At 70.0% G+C, this 16,776-nt stretch carries 12 protein-coding genes and 2 pseudogenes; 7 read left to right on the forward strand and 7 right to left on the reverse strand.

Annotation, left to right across the window (positions count from 1 at the left end):
* From ABZ919_RS28445 to ABZ919_RS28465, 5 genes are all read right to left on the reverse strand, one after another.
* On the reverse strand, positions 1 to 239 hold a 239-nt coding region (locus ABZ919_RS28445; protein ID WP_361247130.1), incomplete at its 3' end, for a LysR family transcriptional regulator.
* Between the two features lie 644 nt (positions 240 to 883).
* Positions 884 to 1,501, reverse strand: a complete 618-nt coding sequence (locus ABZ919_RS28450) for a TetR/AcrR family transcriptional regulator (protein WP_361253165.1) — start codon at positions 1,499 to 1,501, stop codon at positions 884 to 886.
* Positions 1,502 to 1,917: 416 nt separating this feature from the next.
* Positions 1,918 to 2,262, reverse strand: coding sequence for an ester cyclase (locus ABZ919_RS28455; protein WP_361253167.1), 345 nt, complete (start codon positions 2,260 to 2,262; stop codon positions 1,918 to 1,920).
* Positions 2,159 to 2,887 carry an MOSC domain-containing protein gene (locus tag ABZ919_RS28460; RefSeq protein ID WP_361253169.1) on the reverse strand — a complete coding sequence of 243 codons (729 nt, stop codon included), beginning with the start codon at positions 2,885 to 2,887 and terminating at the stop codon, positions 2,159 to 2,161. The genes ABZ919_RS28455 and ABZ919_RS28460 overlap by 104 nt, the downstream gene beginning before the upstream one ends.
* Entirely contained in the window at positions 2,874 to 3,221 is a 348-nt protein-coding gene (locus tag ABZ919_RS28465; protein WP_361253171.1) for a MarR family transcriptional regulator, read from the reverse strand. The genes ABZ919_RS28460 and ABZ919_RS28465 overlap by 14 nt, the downstream gene beginning before the upstream one ends.
* Before the next feature lie 449 nt (positions 3,222 to 3,670).
* Here ABZ919_RS28465 and ABZ919_RS28470 point away from each other — a divergent pair, with 449 nt between their 5' ends.
* Together ABZ919_RS28470 and dxs are read left to right on the forward strand one after the other, a co-directional pair.
* Positions 3,671 to 6,415 (forward strand): multifunctional oxoglutarate decarboxylase/oxoglutarate dehydrogenase thiamine pyrophosphate-binding subunit/dihydrolipoyllysine-residue succinyltransferase subunit, encoded by a 2,745-nt coding sequence (locus tag ABZ919_RS28470; protein ID WP_361253173.1) that lies wholly within the window; start codon positions 3,671 to 3,673, stop codon positions 6,413 to 6,415.
* An 81-nt stretch (positions 6,416 to 6,496) separates the two neighbouring features.
* A pseudogene (gene dxs / locus ABZ919_RS28475) lies at positions 6,497 to 8,391 on the forward strand (1-deoxy-D-xylulose-5-phosphate synthase).
* On the opposite strand, the gene ABZ919_RS28480 reads toward dxs, so the two are convergent.
* Positions 8,339 to 8,767 carry a DUF488 family protein gene (locus ABZ919_RS28480; RefSeq protein WP_361253175.1) on the reverse strand — a complete coding sequence of 143 codons (429 nt, stop codon included), beginning with the start codon at positions 8,765 to 8,767 and terminating at the stop codon, positions 8,339 to 8,341. The pseudogene dxs and the gene ABZ919_RS28480 sit on opposite strands and share 53 nt — an antisense overlap.
* A gap of 128 nt (positions 8,768 to 8,895) precedes the next feature.
* Here ABZ919_RS28480 and ABZ919_RS28485 point away from each other — a divergent pair.
* Positions 8,896 to 9,684, forward strand: a pseudogene (locus ABZ919_RS28485) (tellurite resistance/C4-dicarboxylate transporter family protein); the annotation flags it as partial.
* A gap of 264 nt (positions 9,685 to 9,948) precedes the next feature.
* Here the strand turns inward: ABZ919_RS28485 and ABZ919_RS28490 are convergent.
* Positions 9,949 to 11,028 (reverse strand): TDT family transporter, encoded by a 1,080-nt coding sequence (locus tag ABZ919_RS28490; protein WP_361253177.1) that lies wholly within the window; start codon positions 11,026 to 11,028, stop codon positions 9,949 to 9,951.
* A 569-nt stretch (positions 11,029 to 11,597) separates the two neighbouring features.
* Here ABZ919_RS28490 and ABZ919_RS28495 point away from each other — a divergent pair.
* From ABZ919_RS28495 to ABZ919_RS28510, 4 genes are all read left to right on the forward strand, one after another.
* On the forward strand, positions 11,598 to 12,602 hold the full coding sequence (locus ABZ919_RS28495) for a GlxA family transcriptional regulator (RefSeq protein WP_361253179.1): 1,005 nt from the start codon (positions 11,598 to 11,600) through the stop codon (positions 12,600 to 12,602).
* Positions 12,603 to 13,206: 604 nt separating this feature from the next.
* Positions 13,207 to 13,908: a DNA-3-methyladenine glycosylase gene (locus ABZ919_RS28500; RefSeq protein WP_361253181.1), complete on the forward strand. Its 702-nt coding sequence runs from the start codon at positions 13,207 to 13,209 to the stop codon at positions 13,906 to 13,908.
* A 358-nt stretch (positions 13,909 to 14,266) separates the two neighbouring features.
* The gene (locus ABZ919_RS28505; RefSeq protein ID WP_361253183.1) at positions 14,267 to 15,658 is read left to right on the forward strand and encodes an MFS transporter; all 1,392 of its coding nucleotides are present in this window, start codon (positions 14,267 to 14,269) and stop codon (positions 15,656 to 15,658) included.
* A 362-nt stretch (positions 15,659 to 16,020) separates the two neighbouring features.
* Positions 16,021 to 16,476, forward strand: coding sequence for a DUF6884 domain-containing protein (locus ABZ919_RS28510; RefSeq protein WP_361253185.1), 456 nt, complete (start codon positions 16,021 to 16,023; stop codon positions 16,474 to 16,476).
* The last annotated feature ends 300 nt before the right edge of the window (positions 16,477 to 16,776 follow it).

Raw genomic sequence — 16,776 nt, forward strand, 5'->3', positions numbered from 1 at the left:
TCGTCCGCCCGCTCCAGCAGGGCGCGGGCGTCAGGGAGCAGGGCGGCGCCGGCCGGGGTGAGGGAGACCGAGCGGCGGTCCCGGTCGAAGAGCCGAACGCCCAGGTCCCGTTCGAGCGCCTTGATCTGCTGGGAGAGCGAGGGCCCCGCGATGAGCAGGCGCTCGGCGGCCCGGCCGAAGTTCAGTTCCTCGGCGACGGCGACGAAGTACCGCAGCTGACGCAGTTCCACGCGCGCCATGCTACGCGCGCCAAGAGGCCGCGCCTCTCGGCAGCGAGGCGACCGCTCATGCCATCAGTGCCGGCCTCGGGCGCACGAATGCCTCACCGACGACCGCGAGGGTACATCGTGCAAAAGCTCCTGGCCGAGATCACCGTGAGCGTCCCCGACGGCACGAGGTTGGCCAGCGGTAGGCCGCACGACGGAACTGCCGGCCGTGGCGATCGGGCCCGGCTGTGGCGCCCTGTGGGCGAGTTCCGCGCCATCGGCGTGTGGCCGGCAGACGACGAGGAGGAGTTCCACCAGAGGTGCTTCGCATCCGGCCGCTGCGCCCGTGGACAACGCTCATCGCCGCTCCTTTGGAGTTCCTGCCGACGATCGGGCCGGTCCACGGCGTACGATGATCGCCCTGATTCCCTGAGCCCATGCCGCCAGGGCGGCCGCCACGCCCGGTCGCGGGCATGGGCGTCGGCCCTTTTCACCCAGGCCTCGATCCAGCCTGCTGATGCACGTTTGGACAGGGCTGTCCGCGGGTGCCGGGGCTAACCCGGCCGCCGCCAACTACTCCGGCTGTCCCCTCGGCGGACTCGCGGGCGACCGGCCCGACACAAGCCACGCCGCCCTCTTCCTCTGATGGGGCATCGCCGTCCCGGCCAGCCGCGTGATCAGAACGCCGTACGGTCCCCAGCCCTCGGCGCGCCCAGCAGGGCCCGGCAGTTCTCCCAAAGGGGACTCAACCGCTGGGTGCTGTTGTAGAGCTTGGCGAACATCACCTGGCCTTCCAGCTGGGCCACGACGGCGCGCGCCGCCTCACCGGTGTCGGCCACGGCGGCCTCGCCGCGCTCACGGGCCTCGGCGATGACGGACTCCACCATGTCGACCTGCGCGTCGAAGATCTCCTGCAGCCGCTCGCGGACCGCCTCGGTCTGGTTGCTCAGCTCCAAAGTGAGGTTCCCGAACAGACAGCCCGCCACGGTGCCGCAGCCCAGCTGTACGGCGCGCTGGCCGGCCTCCGTCTCCTCGAACAGCCGCCGCAACCGCCACAGCGGCTCCGCGTCACCGGTCAGGGCTTGGGTCCAGTCGCGCTTCTGGGCCGCCCAGTGTTCGTCGACGACCGCGAGTGCGAGGGCCTCCTTGGACTCGAAGAAGTAGTAGAAACTCCCCTTAGGCACCCCGGCGGCCTTGCAGATCTCGGCCACCCCAAGCGCCGAGTACCCGCGCTCCTCGATCAGCGAGCGGGCGGCGTCCAGGATCTTCCGCCTGGCGTCAGAGGTACGTCCCATGACATCAGCCTACGGAATAACCGACCGGTCGGCTATCTGCAGCGAGCGAACCTCGGGCGGCCGTAGGGCACCGATGCAGGGAGAGGCTCTCCAGCCCGGTCAGCGCGCAAACCGAAGTACAACCGTCTCGCTTCGTCCCTACAATCACCCTCCTCCCGTCTGTCGAACTGGGTACTGGTCGGTTCCGCACGAGGAACCGTTACGCGGATACGCCGTGTCGCGCGCGGAGGTCGATCACATCCGTTGGCGGCCACGGTCCTGGGGCGAGTGCCGCACCGCAGACCTCTCAGCCGACGTGGCGCCGTCGACTCAGCGGCTTTCTGCCGGTTTGTCGCGCAGCAGCGCGGCCGCCTCGGCGGCCTCGGCCGTGACACGGGTGGCGGCGCGTGCGGCTCGCCCGGTCATACGCCAGGCGATCATGCGGAGTGCCGTGGGCGGCGCCGGCGGAAAGAACCGAGCTGGCCGAGCACGGGGATGTCGTCGCGTACCGCCTCATGGCTCACCACCTTGCCCTCACGGAGACCGAGTACATGGATCTGCTCGAAATCGATGTCATGCCCGGTGGGGGGTATGGCTTGATCGAGTGCGCCGTCGCGGTAGCGGACGAAGGGCCCCGTGTGGCGGCCCCGCATGCGCAGCCGCACCCAGACCTGGTCGTCAGGCTGTCCCGGCTTCTCTGCAGGCTGCTCGGGCGCGGCGAGTTCGCGGAAGGACTGCTGCCATCCGGGACTGAGGGCGGGGATGTTCAGTGCTTTGCGCACCTTCGCGGGGCTCGGTCCGGGAGGTAGAGCAGCGCGTCGGCGTCGGCGACGCTGAGTTGTTCCGGTCCCTTGCGGGTGAGGGTGACGGCGTCACCGGCCTGGACGCGGCTTCGGTGATCACTCGGAGGTAGAAACCCGGCCGGTGGTGGGCGACGAGCAAGGAAGCCATGGCGGGTTCGCCCAGGCGCATGCCGACCCGGTAGCAGGTGACGCGGGGCTGCGAGACTTCGAATTCCGCTTCGCAGATGCGGTACCGGTCACCGGTGCATACTTCGTCGTCGGGCAGGCCGTCGACCGTGAAGTTCTCCCCGAAGATCCCGAAGGTCAGGTCGTCGCGACCGAGCTGTTTTTGCCAGTACCGGTAGGACTGCAGTGGCAGACGAGGACGGCTCGCATTTCGCCGCCGTGCCCGGCCAGATCTCCTTGACCGTCTCCGTCGACGTTCAGCCGCCGGACCATGCGGCAGCCCTGGACAGGGGCCTTCCAGGCTTCGGTGTGCAAGGACGTCGCAGTCGATCTCGCCCGCTGTAGGCCACGGGCTGGATTCGCCGCAGAAGCCGCGCCCAGGTGCCGTTCGCCGACCACAGCCGGTGGCGTGGAAAACGAGCAGATCAAGTGACGTCACACGATCGGCCGGAGGGCTCCTGGGTGTCCAGTCCCGGACCGAGGTGCTGGCGCATCAGCGCCTGCGCGGTCGTCTCGGCGGCGGCGAACCTGGAGCGTCCTGCGTCGGTCAGGGTGGCCTCGACCGTCCTGCGGTCTCCGGCACGACGCTGGCGATCAATCAGTCCGGCAGCCTGCAGACCCCTGAGGAGGTAGGACATCCGGTCCCCGGACTCCTGGAGGAACGCCGCCAGCTTGGCAACGGGCACAGATCCGCTCGCGGCCTCGGCGAGCGCGCCGAGAATGAGGTAGTCATGGAGCGACAGTCCGTGCCGCACCCGCAACTCACCGTGCACGAGACCCAAGGTCCGCAGGACCCCTGGAAACTGACACCGCGTGGTGTCCGACCGATCGTAGTCGATCATATTCCTTCCCAGGGGTCGGTTCTCCGGCCGCAAGCCCGCGGCCGCAGCATCACAACCAGATTCCATACGACGCCGATCCCGGGCCGGACGGACACGAAGCCCCCGGATCAGGACGACGTCACCCGCCCGCACTCCGAATATGCGACGACAGCAGGCAGCAGGCCGTCACCCGTCCGATGTCCTGATGTGAGGCCGTCGTGGCGCGCCCGGCCATCCGTCTCCGCGCTCCCGGCGTCCTAGCGTCGTCAGTGCGACGCGGTCGAACGGGTCGGTCTCCGCAACGGTTGCGAAGTCCTCGAACACCTGACACGCAGGCGGACGACCGCCGTAGCCGCGTCCGCCATCCCAAGGCTTCACAGAGGAAAGAAGGCGTTCGCGCCATGGCGTCGCAATCAGACACCGCTCGAGCAGCGTCTCAGAAACTGGACTTCGGGCTCAACGAATGGGTCGTGGACGAGCAGCGACGTCGTTACCTCCACGACCCCGGCTCGGTCGATGAGACGTGGAGGAACTTCTTCGCCGCTCTGGTGTCCCCGGCCGCCGGTGCCTCCCTAACCGCCTCAGCCCAACACCACAAGGACACCGACGAGGCGGCGCTCAAGGCGGTCCGGGTCGCGGCGCTCATCCACGCGTATCGCGTGCGCGGGCATCTGATGGCGGGAACGGACCCGCTCACGGCCCGGCCAGCCGCAGCACACCCGGAGCTCGACATCGCCGCGTTCGGACTTGACGACGCGGACCGGGCGGAGGACTTCGCCGTGGACGGGTTCGCCGGGCGCGCCACGATGACACTCGACGAAGTGCTGGGCGCGTTGCGGGAGTTCTACTGCCGCACCGCCGGGTTCGAGTACATGCACATCCAGGACGCCCGGGAACGCCGCTGGATCCAGCAGCGCGTCGAGGGGCCGCAGCGCCGCCCGGACCGTGCCGGACAGCTGCGGATCCTCTACCGGTTGGGGGCCGCGGAGGCCTTCGAGACGTTCCTGCAGACCAAGTACGTGGGCCAGAAGCGGTACTCGCTCGAAGGCGGCGAGTCGGCCATCGTGCTGCTCGACGCCCTGTTGCTCCGCGCCATCGAAGACGGTGTCCAAGAAGCCGTCATCGGGATGGCGCACCGCGGCCGGCTGAACGTCCTGGCCAACATCATCGGCAAGTCCTACGGCCAGATATTCGACGAGTTCGAGGACGCGGTGGACATCCGGTCGGTCCAGGGCTCGGGGGACGTGAAGTACCACCTCGGCGCGGAGGGCACCTACCGTGCCCTGGACGGCGGCACCATCGCCGTCTCGGTCGTGGCGAACCCCTCGCACCTGGAGATCGTGGGGCCGGTGGCCCAGGGCGTGGTGCGCGCCAAGCAGGACGTGGCCGGGGACCAGGGCGAGCCCTTCCCCGTACTGCCGGTCGTCCTCCACGGCGACGCGGCCTTCGCCGGCCAGGGCGTGGTCGCCGAGACCCTGAACATGTCGCAACTGCCGGGCTACCGCACGGGCGGGACGGTCCACGTGGTCGTCAACAACCAGGTCGGCTTCACCACCCTGCCCACCAACGGCCGTTCGAGCACGTACGCCACCCATGTGGCCCGGATGGTGGAGGCCCCGATCTTCCACGTCAACGGCGACGACCCGGAAGCCGTCGACCGCGTCGCACGGATGGCCTTCGACTACCGCCAGACGTTCCACAAGGACGTCGTGGTCGATCTGGTCTGCTACCGGCGCCACGGGCACAGCGAGGTCGACGACCCGTCCATCACGCAGCCGATGATGTACGAACGCATCGACGCCAAGGCTTCGGTGCGCACGCTGTACGCCGCGGCCCTCATACGCCGCGGGGACATCGGCGAGCGGCAGGTGGAGAGTGCCCGCCGCAACTACCAGGATCACCTCGAACGGGCCTTCGCCGAGACCCGGGCGCTGCCCGCTCCCACACCGGCCGAAGACCTTCCTTGCGCCAACGCCGGACAGGCGGCCACCCAGCGCACGGCGACCGCGATCGACGAGGCGAGGGCTCGTCAGGTCATCGCATCGCAGACCGACCTACCGCGGGGCTTCACCGTGCACCCGCGTGTCCTGCCGCAGCTCCACCGGCGCACGGCGACGCTCGACACCGGCACCGTCGACTGGGCCGCCGCGGAGACACTGGCGATCGGTTCGCTGCTGCTGGACGGCGTCCCGGTACGGCTGGCCGGACAGGACTCCCGACGCGGCACCTTCGGCCAGCGCCACGCCGTACTGACCGACCGGCGCACCGGCGCGGAGCACACGCCGCTGAACTCCCTCAGCCCGCAGGCCGCGAGCTTCGCACCGTACGACTCGATGCTGTCCGAACTGGCAGTCCTGGCCTTCGAGTACGGCTATGCCCAGGCCCGTCCGGAAGCCCTGGTGCTGTGGGAGGCCCAGTTCGGTGACTTCGCCAATGGCGCGCAGACGGTCGTCGACGAGTACATCGCCTCGTCCGAGCAGAAGTGGGGCCAGCGCTCCGCAGTGACCATGCTGCTGCCTCACGGCCTGGAGGGCCAGGGTCCCGACCACTCCTCCGCCCGGATCGAACGCTTCCTGCAATTGTGCGCGCAGGACAACATGACCGTGGCCATGCCCTCCCTGCCGGGCAACTACTTCCATCTGCTCAGGCAGCAGGCGCTGGACGGCAGCAGGCCACTGGTGGTCTTCACCCCGAAGTCGATGCTGCGGTCGAAGGCGGCCGTCTCCGCCCTGGCCGAGTTCACCCAGGGCGGCTTCCGCCCGGTCCTGCCGGACGACACGACGGACCCGGCCCGGGTCTCGCGCGTGCTGCTGTGCTCGGGCAAGGTCTTCTACGACCTCGACGCCCACCGGCACGCCGCGGGCTCGACCGACACGGCGATCGTCCGCGCGGAGCGCCTCTACCCGTTCCCCGACGAGGAACTCGCGGCGGAACTCGCCCGTTTCCCCGCGGCCGCGGACGTGCGGTGGGTGCAGGAGGAGCCGGAGAACCAGGGTGCGTGGTCGTTCCTCGCGCCGCGTCTGCACCGGCTGACCCGGCGCGCCGTGGAGTGCGTGAGCCGGCCCGAGGCGCCCGCGCCCGCGGCCGGCTCGGCCCGCCGGCACGGCGTGGAGCAGAAGGCTCTCGTGACATCGGCCTTCCAGTGATCAGCGGCTCGCGGGGTGCGCATCGGCTGCCCACAGCGCGTATCCGTCGACACCACGGCAGCATCGAGGAGGAGCAGCGGCATGAGCCTGCCGGCGCGCATCAACCAGCCCGCGGACTTGAGGGGTCTGAGCCATCCAGAGCTGGTCCGGCTGGCCGGGGAGATCCGCGACTTCATGGTCCGCCACGTCGCGGCCACGGGAGGCCGTCTGGGGCCCAACCTCGGCGTCGTGGAACTGACCCTGGCGCTGCACCGGGTCTTCGACTCCCCGCGCGACCGGCTGCTGTGGGACGTCGGGCACCAGGCGTACGTCCACAAGATCGTGACGGGGCTCGCCGGTGAGTTCTCCGGCCTGCGGCAGCGTGGCGGGCTTTCCGGATACCCGAGCCGGGAGGAGTCCACGCGCGACCACATCGAGCATTCCCACGCATCGGTAGCCCTGTCGTACGCCGATGGCATGGCCAAGGCCGCACAGCTCGCAGGAGAGTCGGACCGGCACATCGTCGCCGTCGTCGGCGACGGAGCACTCACCGGAGGGCTGGCCTGGGAGGCCCTCAACAACATCGCGGCGGCACCGGACCGGCCGGTAGTGATCGTCGTCAACGACAACGGACGCTCGTACGCACCGACCGTGGGCGGACTCGCCCGGCACCTGGCGGCCCTGCGCACCCACGCCGGCTACGAGCGTCTGGCCGGCTGGGGCAGACAGGCGCTCGACGGTGCCGGAGCGCCGGGCCGGGCGCTGCACCGCACCCTGCACGCGGCCAAGGAAGGCATCAAGGAGGGCCTGAAAGCGGGCCTCGCAGGGGGCAGCGCGGCGACATCACCGCCCTGGAAGCAGCCCTGGAACGGGCTAAGGCGGCCCATGGCGCCCGGTCGTCGTCCACTGCATCACGCGCCAGGGGCTCGGATACGCGCCGGCCGAGCAGAACGAGGAGGACCACCTGCACGGCATCGGCATCGTCGACCCGCAGACCGGGCACCCTCTGCGGCCCGCTGGTCCGACCTGGACGGCAGTGTTCGGCCGGGAACTGGTCGAACTGGCCGACGCACCCGGACGTCGTCGCGATCACCGCGGCCATGCCCGGCTCCGTCGGTCTCAACGACTTCGCCGCACGCTACCCGGCACGGTTCTTCGACGTCGGGATCGCCGAGCAGCATGCGGTCGCCTCGGCCGCCGGGATGGCCATGGCGGGCCTGCATCCGGTGATCGCCCTGTACGGCACGTTCCTGAACCGCGCCCTCGACCAGGTGCTGATGGACCTCGCGCTGCACCGGCTCGGTGCGACCCTGGTCCTCGACCGGTCCGGAGTCACCGGTGACGACGGCCCCAGCCACAACGGGCTGTGGGATCTTGCGATGCTCCAAGCTGTCCCCGGCCTGCGTATCGGGGCTCCCCGCGATGCGCGCATGCTGCGGCGGCAGTTGCGGGAGGCCGTGTCGATCACCGACGCGCCGACGGTCCTGCGCTACCCGAGAGGCGCGGTCGGCCCGGGGATCCCGGCGGTCGGCCGCGCCGGTGCGGTCCACGTCCTGCGCGAGGCCCACGGCCGCGGCGTCCTGCTGGTCGCTGTCGGAACGACGGCCTCGGCCGCTCTCGAAGCGGCGGAGCTCTGCGCCGAGCAGGGGGTGGAGGTCACCGTAGTGGACCCACTGTGGGTCAAGCCGCTCCCCCGCGATCTGCCCGCGCTCGCCGCCGAGCACGCCCTGGTCGTCACGGTCGAGGACGGCCTGCGCACCGGAGGAGTGGGCACAGCGGTGGCCCAGGGCCTGCAGGAGGCCGGCATCCGCACCCCGGTACGTGCCGTGGGCGTGGCGGACGGGTTTCCCCGGCAGGCCACCCGGGCCGAGATCCTCGCGGAAGCAGGCCTGACCGCTCAGGCGATCGCACACACCGTCACCGAGACCCTGGCCCGCGCGGCCGTCACCACGGTACCCACCGGTCCCCGCACCATCCCCGCACCCAAAAGGCAATGAATTCGCATACAAGTAAAGTGCTTCCACTGCGAAAGCGGCCGGAGGATGCGTCATGTCCGAGATCATCTGCCGCAGAATCGACGAGCAGACGCCAAGCGAGGACGGCGAGGTCGACGAGCGCGTGCTGGTCGGGTCTGGCCGGAAGATCTGCGCCGGCAACGCGCACCGGATAGCGGCGGCGGAACTCTCCGAACCGCTGGGGGCGGTGGCCGTACCAGCGCTGCAGCTCGATGGATGGTGCGACCTCCCGCAGCCATTCGTCGAGCCGGTCCTGGCCGAATGGCTCACCGAACCCGGCTCTCTCGATGAGCGGCGCCCGGATGCCGCCGTTCCCGAGAACGGACGTACCGGTCCCGGTTCCCGGCCGCCCGGACACCGCGCGGCCGTCTCGGCCGCGGTGGCCAATCTCAACGCGGGCGCACTCGCGTTCGTGATGGGCACCGGCATCGTCTCCACGGCCTGTACGTCAACGGCGCCGACACCGCCTCCGCCGTACTGCTGTGGGTGGCCCTGGCCGGTTATGCCGTACTGGTGCCCGCCTACGGCTGGCGGCTGCCGCGCCAGCGCGCACGGTTCGTCGCGGATCTCCTCGGGCCGCGTGCCTTCGCGTTCCTCACCCTCGCGATCTCCTCGAACGTGCTGGCTGCTCGCTTTGTACCGGCTGGACACACCGCGGTCGCCGGGGCGTTCCTGGCGTTTGGGACGCTGGGGTGGGTGGTGCTGGACTACGGCATCCCGCTCGCGCTCATCACCACGCTGGAGCGGGGCCCCTCGCTCGACCAGGTGAACGGCGCCTGGTTCCTGTGGCCGGTGGGATCGGAGTCGGTGGCGGTCGCGGGGGCATCGCTGGCGCGGGTGACCCCGGGACACGCACTGGCCGTCCTGGCGGTGGTGTGCTGGGCCGTCGGCCTGATGCAGTACCTGCTGACCACCGCGCTGGTCCTGGCCCGGCTGCTGGCCCGGCCGGTGCAGCCGGAGGGCCTCATGACGTCCGTACGGATCTTCATGGGGGCGGTGGCTATCGCCGTACTCGCCGGAGTCCGGCTGATCGCACTCCATCCAGGCACCACGATGTTGTCGCGCCCGCGCGTCGTCGGGACGTCCGTCGTCCTGTGGGCCTTCTCAAGCTGGCTAATTCCGCTCCTACTGGCTCTGGGCGTTTGGCCGCACGCGCTGCGCCGTATCCCGCTGCGCTTCGAGCTCGGCTCGTGGAACCTCGTCTTCCCGGTCGGCATGTATGCGGTCACCACGCATGAGCTGGGACGCGCGAACGCAACCTCGTGGATGAGCGTGGGCCGCTGGCAGGTCTGGATCGCCGTGGTGTTCTGGGCTGTCGTGTTCGCCGCCATGGTGGCAGCCAGACTCCGGGCCCGCCCCACGACCGCGCATGGATCCGCCGGTGCGGGGCAGACGGCCCGCCCGCAGAGCACGGCCTCGACGGCACCCGGGGCGCCGCCATCGGCACGTGTCGCGGTGCGGCGCAACCCGGCTGCCCGTCGGCAGACAGCCGGGTTCGCGCGATGCGTCCGTGTCATGCGGAGCGTTACACGGGCCCCGTCAGCGGCGGGCGCGCTCACGCTGCCGGACAGCATGCCGCAGGGAGTGCCAGGCGACCACCGCCCAGGCGGCGACGAGCAGGGCGTACAGGACGACGGCGATCCAGACGAACAGCTGCGAGCCGGTACGAGCAGCGAGCGCGCTGGTGCCGGTGACGCACGCACCGAGGGGGAAGATGAAGGACCACCAGGTGGCTGCGAAGGGCAGCCCTCTGCGGATTTCCCGTACGGTCAGCGCCGTGGCCAGTACCAGCCACAGCAGGGCGAAGCCCCAGATCCCGAGCCCACCCAGGAGCGCTACGACACCGCTCCCGCGCGCGTACGGGGCGGGCAGCGCGCTCGGCGACGCCGTGGCCAGCGTCCCCAGCGCTGTCACTGCCTGATCCAGCGCCCCCACGCCGATCCACATCGTGGGCACCACCGCACCGCCGGGCGCGTCATGATGCACCAGGCGGCTGTACACCATGGCCAGTACCAGCAGGACCGCGACCAACCCGAGCCCGAGCATCGAGTAGCAGCACAGCAGCAGGGCCAGCCGCACCTGCCCGGCCGGCGCCCGCGGGATGAGCAGCGCGCCCGTCGCGGCGGAGACCAGCGGCGGCACCACCGGTAGCAGCCAGCCGCCGAACGCCGCGTCCGGCGTGAAACGGTGCCGCGTGACCATGAGATACGGCACCGTGCAGGCGGTGGCAAGACCCAGCACCGTACCGGCCGACCACAGCACCCAGTCCGCATCCACCGCCGCACGCTCCCCGATCAGCCGCCGGCCGAGCAGCAGCGTCCCGGCTCCGACGGTGAGCAGAGCCATCGGTGGCGCCCCGAAGAACTGGGCCAGTACCGGATCACCGGCATGCACCCGCAGCGTCCGCTGCCCGGTATAGCTGACGGCGAGCACGATCAGCAGCAGCGCAGTCCCCGCCCAGACCACCGTGGCGGCCTCGCCGAGCCCGGGGAAACCGCGCGGCAGGGTGGCGGCCGCGACGGCGACGATCCCGCTGCCCATGACGGCGGCGAACCAGCCGGGACCGAGCCGGCCACGCTTCCTGCCGTTCGCCTCGTCCGGCTGGTCACGTACAAGCACGGATGATCTCGGGGCCGAGCCGACCGCGGACGCTCTCGGGGCCGGGCCGACCTGGCACGGGACCGCTCGGCTGGTACTGGGGTGGGGTGTCACGGCGCGGAGTGCCTTCTCTTGGGGTGTCGGATCCGTCACCGTCCACGACCAGCCACGGTGACGGGCCGGCCGACTGGCCGGGCCACACCCCAGCAGCTCAGGGACGCGGCCGAGACCATCGGCCCGTTGGCGCCGTTGACGCTATGGCGAAGCGCGGCTCCCGCCACAGAACAGCACGCGCCATGGCGCCCTCACACCAGGACATCGAGCACCGTGCAGGCCCGTTGCCGGGTGCCGGCCCGATGCCCCGATGTCCTTGTCCGAGCGTGTTGTGGCCACATCTGTGGCCATGACGAGACGGCAAGCGACCGCTGAACACGGGCGAGGCGCCGAAGCCTGATGCCTCGTTCCACACCACGGAAGGCAGCAGCATGCCGCAGAGACGCGGACGACAATGGGCACGGGAGCAGCAGAGCATCGCCGGGCGGATGATGGTGTCCTCCGATGTGGGCCCCAGTCCGTCCGGGAGGCGCACGATGAAGGACAGGCCGTCAGGCAGGAAGCCGCTCCTGGTGACCGTGCTGGTCTTCCCCGGCGTACGGCTGCTCGACGTCACCGGCCCGATCGAGGTATTCACGACAGCCAACGAATTCGGCGGCCGCTACCGCGTACGCACGGTCTCCCCTGACGGCGCCGACGTGGTCACCGCAGCCGGCACCGGACTGCGCGTCGACCTCGCTGCCGCGCAGGTACAGGCGGCCAGCGATGTGGTCGTCATCCCCGGCGGCCCGGAGTGGCCTTCCCTCATCAAGGACGACGCGCTGCTGGACGCCATGAGAGGGCTCGACGCACGCGGCTGCCGCACGGCGTCCATCTGCACCGGCGCCTTCCTCCTCGCCGCGGCCGGACTGCTCGACGGACGCAAGGCGACAACGCACTGGCGCTTCGCCGACCAGCTCGCCCTGCGCTACCCGAAGGTGACCGTGGAAGCGGACGCCCTGTTCGTACGCGACGGCCACATCATGACCTCCGCCGGCGTCACCTCGGGCATCGATCTCTCGCTCGCCCTGGTCGAGGAGCACCTCGGCGCCGACGTCGCCCGCGCCGTTGCCAAGGACATGGTCGTGTTCATGCAGCGGCCGGGCGGCCAGTCCCAGTTCAGTGTCCGCACCCACACCCCGCGCGCGAGACAGGAGATGCTGCGCCGGGTCCTCGACGCGGTCGCCGAGGACCCGTCCGCCCCGCACACCCTTGCCGCCATGGCGCGCCGGGCAGGTGTGAGCACCCGCCACATGACACGCCTGTTCCACGACGAGATGCACACGACCCCGGCCCGCTACGTCGAGCAGATCCGCATGGAGGCTGCCCAGGCGATGCTGGAAGACAGCGACGACCCCATGGCCACGGTGGCCCGGCGCACCGGCTTCGGGTCACCGGAGTCCCTGCGTCGGGCCTTCACGCGCAACCTCGGCATCACGCCGGGAGCCTACCGGGCACGCTTCCGCACCACGCACACCGGAGTCGACGGCAAGGGCGTCTGAGCCCTGGAGGTATCCGGCGAGCACAGACAATCGCCGAAATCCGACAGGCCGGCCGTGCCGGACGAGGCCAGTCAGGCCTCCTCGACAGTCTGTCCCAAGCACCGGCTCGGCGAGCGCGGCCCGCCACGCGGGCGCGCTTAAAGGACCGGCGAAGTACTGCGTCTCGTGCACGACCTGCTGGTCGGCGAATTCCATGACGCTCGCCGAGTACGAAGGCGCACCGTCGTAGAGGGTGACGCATTCGCTCACCCATACATGCGCGTGGCCGGTGACGCGCAGGGGGGTGAAGCGCCGGTCGGCAGGATGCCCGCCGCGTTGTCTCGCGGCCCCGGAAACGTTCGCCCGAGTGCGGATAGTCCAGCATCGCGTCCTCAGCCTGGATCGCGTACTCGGCCTCGATGTCACCTCGTCCGGAAGCGTGTTCCTTCCTCCAACGGCCTGGTGGGCGTTCGGCTCGAAGGTCCGTATCCGAGTGCCTCACGGCAGTTTCTCGGGCCATGGGGCGACGCAAGGAGAGCGCTGGGACGGCGGGGGGCGTCGGATCCGGCGTCCCGGAATCTCGACGGGAGGCAGCGGCTTGGCAGAGGACCGGACGGTCCCGGGCGTGGCCGGGACCGATCACGAGCAGTTGCGGGCGTTCGATGGGCCGGGGGCTGCGTCGGCAGGGCGGTCCGCCTTGCGCGAGCACTTCTTCGACCGGCCCGCCCTCGAGGTGGCTCCCGAACTCCTGGGGGCTCTCGTGGTCTCGCGCTCGCAGCGCGGCGTGACGGCGGTGCGTATCACCGAGGTGGAGGCATACGAGGGGCCCGATGACCCGGCCTCGCACGCGTTCCGGGGCCCGAACCGGACCAATCGAGCGGAGTTCGGGGCCCCGGGGACCTTTTATGTGTACCGGACGCACGCGGTGCATCGGTGCCTGAACGCCGTCTGCGGGCCCGGACGGCGTCCCGCTTCGGTGCTGCTCCGCGCCGGCACCGTCGTGGAGGGAGCAGACGTCGCGCAAGAACGCCGGGGGCCTGGGGTACGGGCGCGCGATCTGGCGCGCGGCCCGGCCAACCTCGCGCGAGCGTTGGGCATCGCCGATCTGCAGCATGACGGACAGTCAGCATGCGACGCAGCGGCGGAGTTGTTCCTCGCGGAAACCGCCGGGAGCGTCTCGTCCGCGCGGGTCGCTCGAGGGCCGCGGACGGGGGTGGGCGGTCCTGCTGCTTTGTACCCCTGGCGCTTCTGGATGCTGGGCGAGTCGAGCGTCAGCGCCTATCGGGCGCACCCGGGGTCCCGCCAACGGAGGCGGGCGAAGGGCTGATCCTCCCGCCGGCCTGGGACATCACGAGTGCCGGGGCCGCTCCCCGGAGGCGGCGGCAACCGGAGGTGCTTCAGCCTCGCTCCGGTACCGGCGCCGGGGTCTGCGACGAACCCGCAGCGAAGACCGAATGTGCGCCTTCACTGTCCTTATCCGCGGCCACGCACACCTGGCACCTGCGAGTTGAAAACCTCAGGCAATGTCCGTTGGGCCGGGCCCGCTTGCTGCTTCTCCTCCTGAGACGGCGTCCGCGGGGACGGCGGCGGCCCGACCGTATAGAAGGCGATCAGTGATGACTCCGATCAGTCCCGCTCCCGAACCGGATCCGCGCAGGTGGCGCGCGCTCGGGATCATCTGCCTCGTGCAGGTGATGCTGCTCCTCGATGTGACCGTGGTCAATGTCGCGCTTCCTCCCATCCAGCACGATCTCGGCTTCACGACCACGGGCCTGGCATGGGTCGTCAACGGCTACACCGTCACCTACGGTGGGCTGCTGATGCTTGGCGGACGCCTGGGTGATCTGCTCGGCCGCAGACGCCTCTTCCTGACCGGCTTGGCGATCTTCGCGCTGGCGTCGGCGAGCGCGGGAGTGGCCCAGCAAGCCGGTGTACTGATCGCGGGCCGCTTCGTACAGGGCGTCGGTGCGGCACTCGTCAGCCCGGCAGCCCTGTCCCTGGTGACGCTGCTGTTCACACAGCGGCAGGAAAGGGCACGGGCCATGGCCATCTGGAGCGGCCTGGCCGGAGTTGGGGTAGCCCTGGGAGTCGTGCTCTCGGGCATCCTGACCACCCTCGCCTCCTGGCGTTGGATATTCTTCATCAATCTGCCCATCGCCGCGTTCGCGTTTTTCGCCACCTTCAGGCTCGTCTCCGAAAGCCGGGCCACCAAGCGCGGTCGGCCTGACGTCCTCGGCGCCGTCACGGTCACCCTCGGTCTGCTCCTGGTCGTGTTCGGCCTCCTGGAGAAGGACAGTCACGTATGGTTCTCGTTCCCCGTCCTGGGTTGCGTCGTGATCGGTGTGCTCTGCCTGATCGGCTTCGTGCTGGTGGAGGCTCACGTGGCCCAGCCCCTGGTGCCCCTCGCATTCCTGCGCTCACGTAACCGGAGTATCGCCAACATCGTGCGCATCTGCTACTACGTCGGGTTCGCCACCCTTTTCTTCTCACTGAGTCTGTATGTCCAGCGCATACTGCGCTTTTCCGCGCTGGCGACCGGATTCGCCTTTGTACCGTTCGGGTTGGTCATTCTCTTCAGCGCCACTGTGATGGCACCACGTCTCCTTCCCCGGTTCGGTCTGCGGGCCCTGAACGGAGGAGGGCTTGCGGTCACCACGGTCGGCTACGTCCTCCTTGCCGGCCTCAGCAGCCACGGCACCTATGTGGCCGACGTACTGCCCGGACTGATCCTCGTGCCGCTGGGAGGCGGCCTCGTCCTCGTCGGATCCACTGTCGCCGGAGTGGACGGCGCCACCGGTGAGGACGCGGGCATCGCCACCAGCATGAACAATGCGTCCATGCAGATCGGCAGCGCCATCGGTCTGGCCGCCCTGGTCTCACTGGGCACCGGCCACGCCGCCGTGCTGCGGCGTGCGGGCGCCGACCAGGTGACCGCCGCCGCGCACGGTTACGCCTTCAGCTTCACCATCGCCGCTGGCATGACGGCCTTCGGTGCGTTCCTCGGCTTCGCCGGAATCCACCCGACACCGGCCGAGACTCCAACGGTGAGGACCAATGCCAGGCGACGCGTGGTCTGACGTGCCGCCGGCGGCGGTGCCGCCGCGGCGAAAGCGAGAGTCCGCGGCCGCGGCGGGCCTGGCGGAACGGTGCCGCCGCTGCGCGTCAGGGGACATAGTGGGCCTGCTCGAAGAGGCCGAGTGTGCACCAGCTGTTCGTGCGACGGCGGCATTGCCGGGTCTGAGCTTCCATCGGCCGCCTCCCCTGCCCCTCCCGTGGACGCCTCAGGCCGGTCATCCGGCATGACCCTGTGCTTCTCGAACTCCGCTCCGCCATAGCCATCCCCCGGCTCGACCGCCCGGCAGGCGGGTCTCCACCAGAACACGCCGGGCGCGCACACGACCAGCACTGCTCACTTCACCGCACAGGCAGGACTCCAGACATGACCACACACGACCATCTCGACTACTTCAAGCCGCAACTCGTCGTCATCCCCTGCGGCAGCCGCAAACTGGGCTCGCCCGCGCGCGCCGCAGACATGTACGTAGGCTCCTACCACCGGGCATGCCGCAAGGCGGCCGATGCACTGCAATCTGACCTGCTGCTCATTCTCTCCGCACGCCACGGGCTCCTCGACCTCGACGACGTCATCGAGCCCTACGACACACCTCATGGCGCAGCCGACGCGGTAACGAGCCAGGTCCTTCTGGAACAGGCAACCGTGCGTGACATCGTGGGCCTTGACCCGGTGGTGGCCCTCGGCGGTGCACACCACATCAGCCTCGTGCGCTCGGTCTGGCCGCACGTCCACACCCCGTTGGCCGGAGCACGCGGTATGGGTGAGCAAAGGGCCCGGCTTGCAGCATTGCGCGAGGGACGGGGAATGCCTCTGACATGACGCTACGTGCGGCGACCCCGAGGCCTCGCCGCCATGTGCCGAGGCGCATGGCACTACGGGGACTGGGGAGCGTTTCAGAAGTGACGGTCGTACATGGTGTGGTGGTACCACAGCGCGACGTCGTGAGGCTGATGGTGAAGGCGGTGCTGACCGACCCGACCTGCGGGCTGCGCGCCCGACTGGTTGTGCCAGTTGCCCCGCAGTCTCGGTTCTTAAGCTAGCGGAAGCGGTTAAACGAGCGGGGCGCTGCCGGTCAAGGGCAGCGCCCCGTGTGAGCTGACGCAGCACCGTCTCGCGGAG

It is taken from the genome of Streptomyces sp. NPDC046759, assembly GCF_040645475.1.
Taxonomy (GTDB): domain Bacteria; phylum Actinomycetota; class Actinomycetes; order Streptomycetales; family Streptomycetaceae; genus Streptomyces.

Bases quoted from the DNA above. Each gene is read 5' to 3' on its own strand.
- ABZ919_RS28450 (WP_361253165.1), bottom strand. From the start codon at position 1,501: ATGGGACGTACCTCTGACGCCAGGCGGAAGATCCTGGACGCCGCCCGC.
- ABZ919_RS28470 (WP_361253173.1), top strand. From the start codon at position 3,671: ATGGCGTCGCAATCAGACACCGCTCGAGCAGCGTCTCAGAAACTGGAC.
- ABZ919_RS28495 (WP_361253179.1), top strand. From the start codon at position 11,598: ATGAAGGACAGGCCGTCAGGCAGGAAGCCGCTCCTGGTGACCGTGCTG.
- ABZ919_RS28510 (WP_361253185.1), top strand. From the start codon at position 16,021: ATGACCACACACGACCATCTCGACTACTTCAAGCCGCAACTCGTCGTC.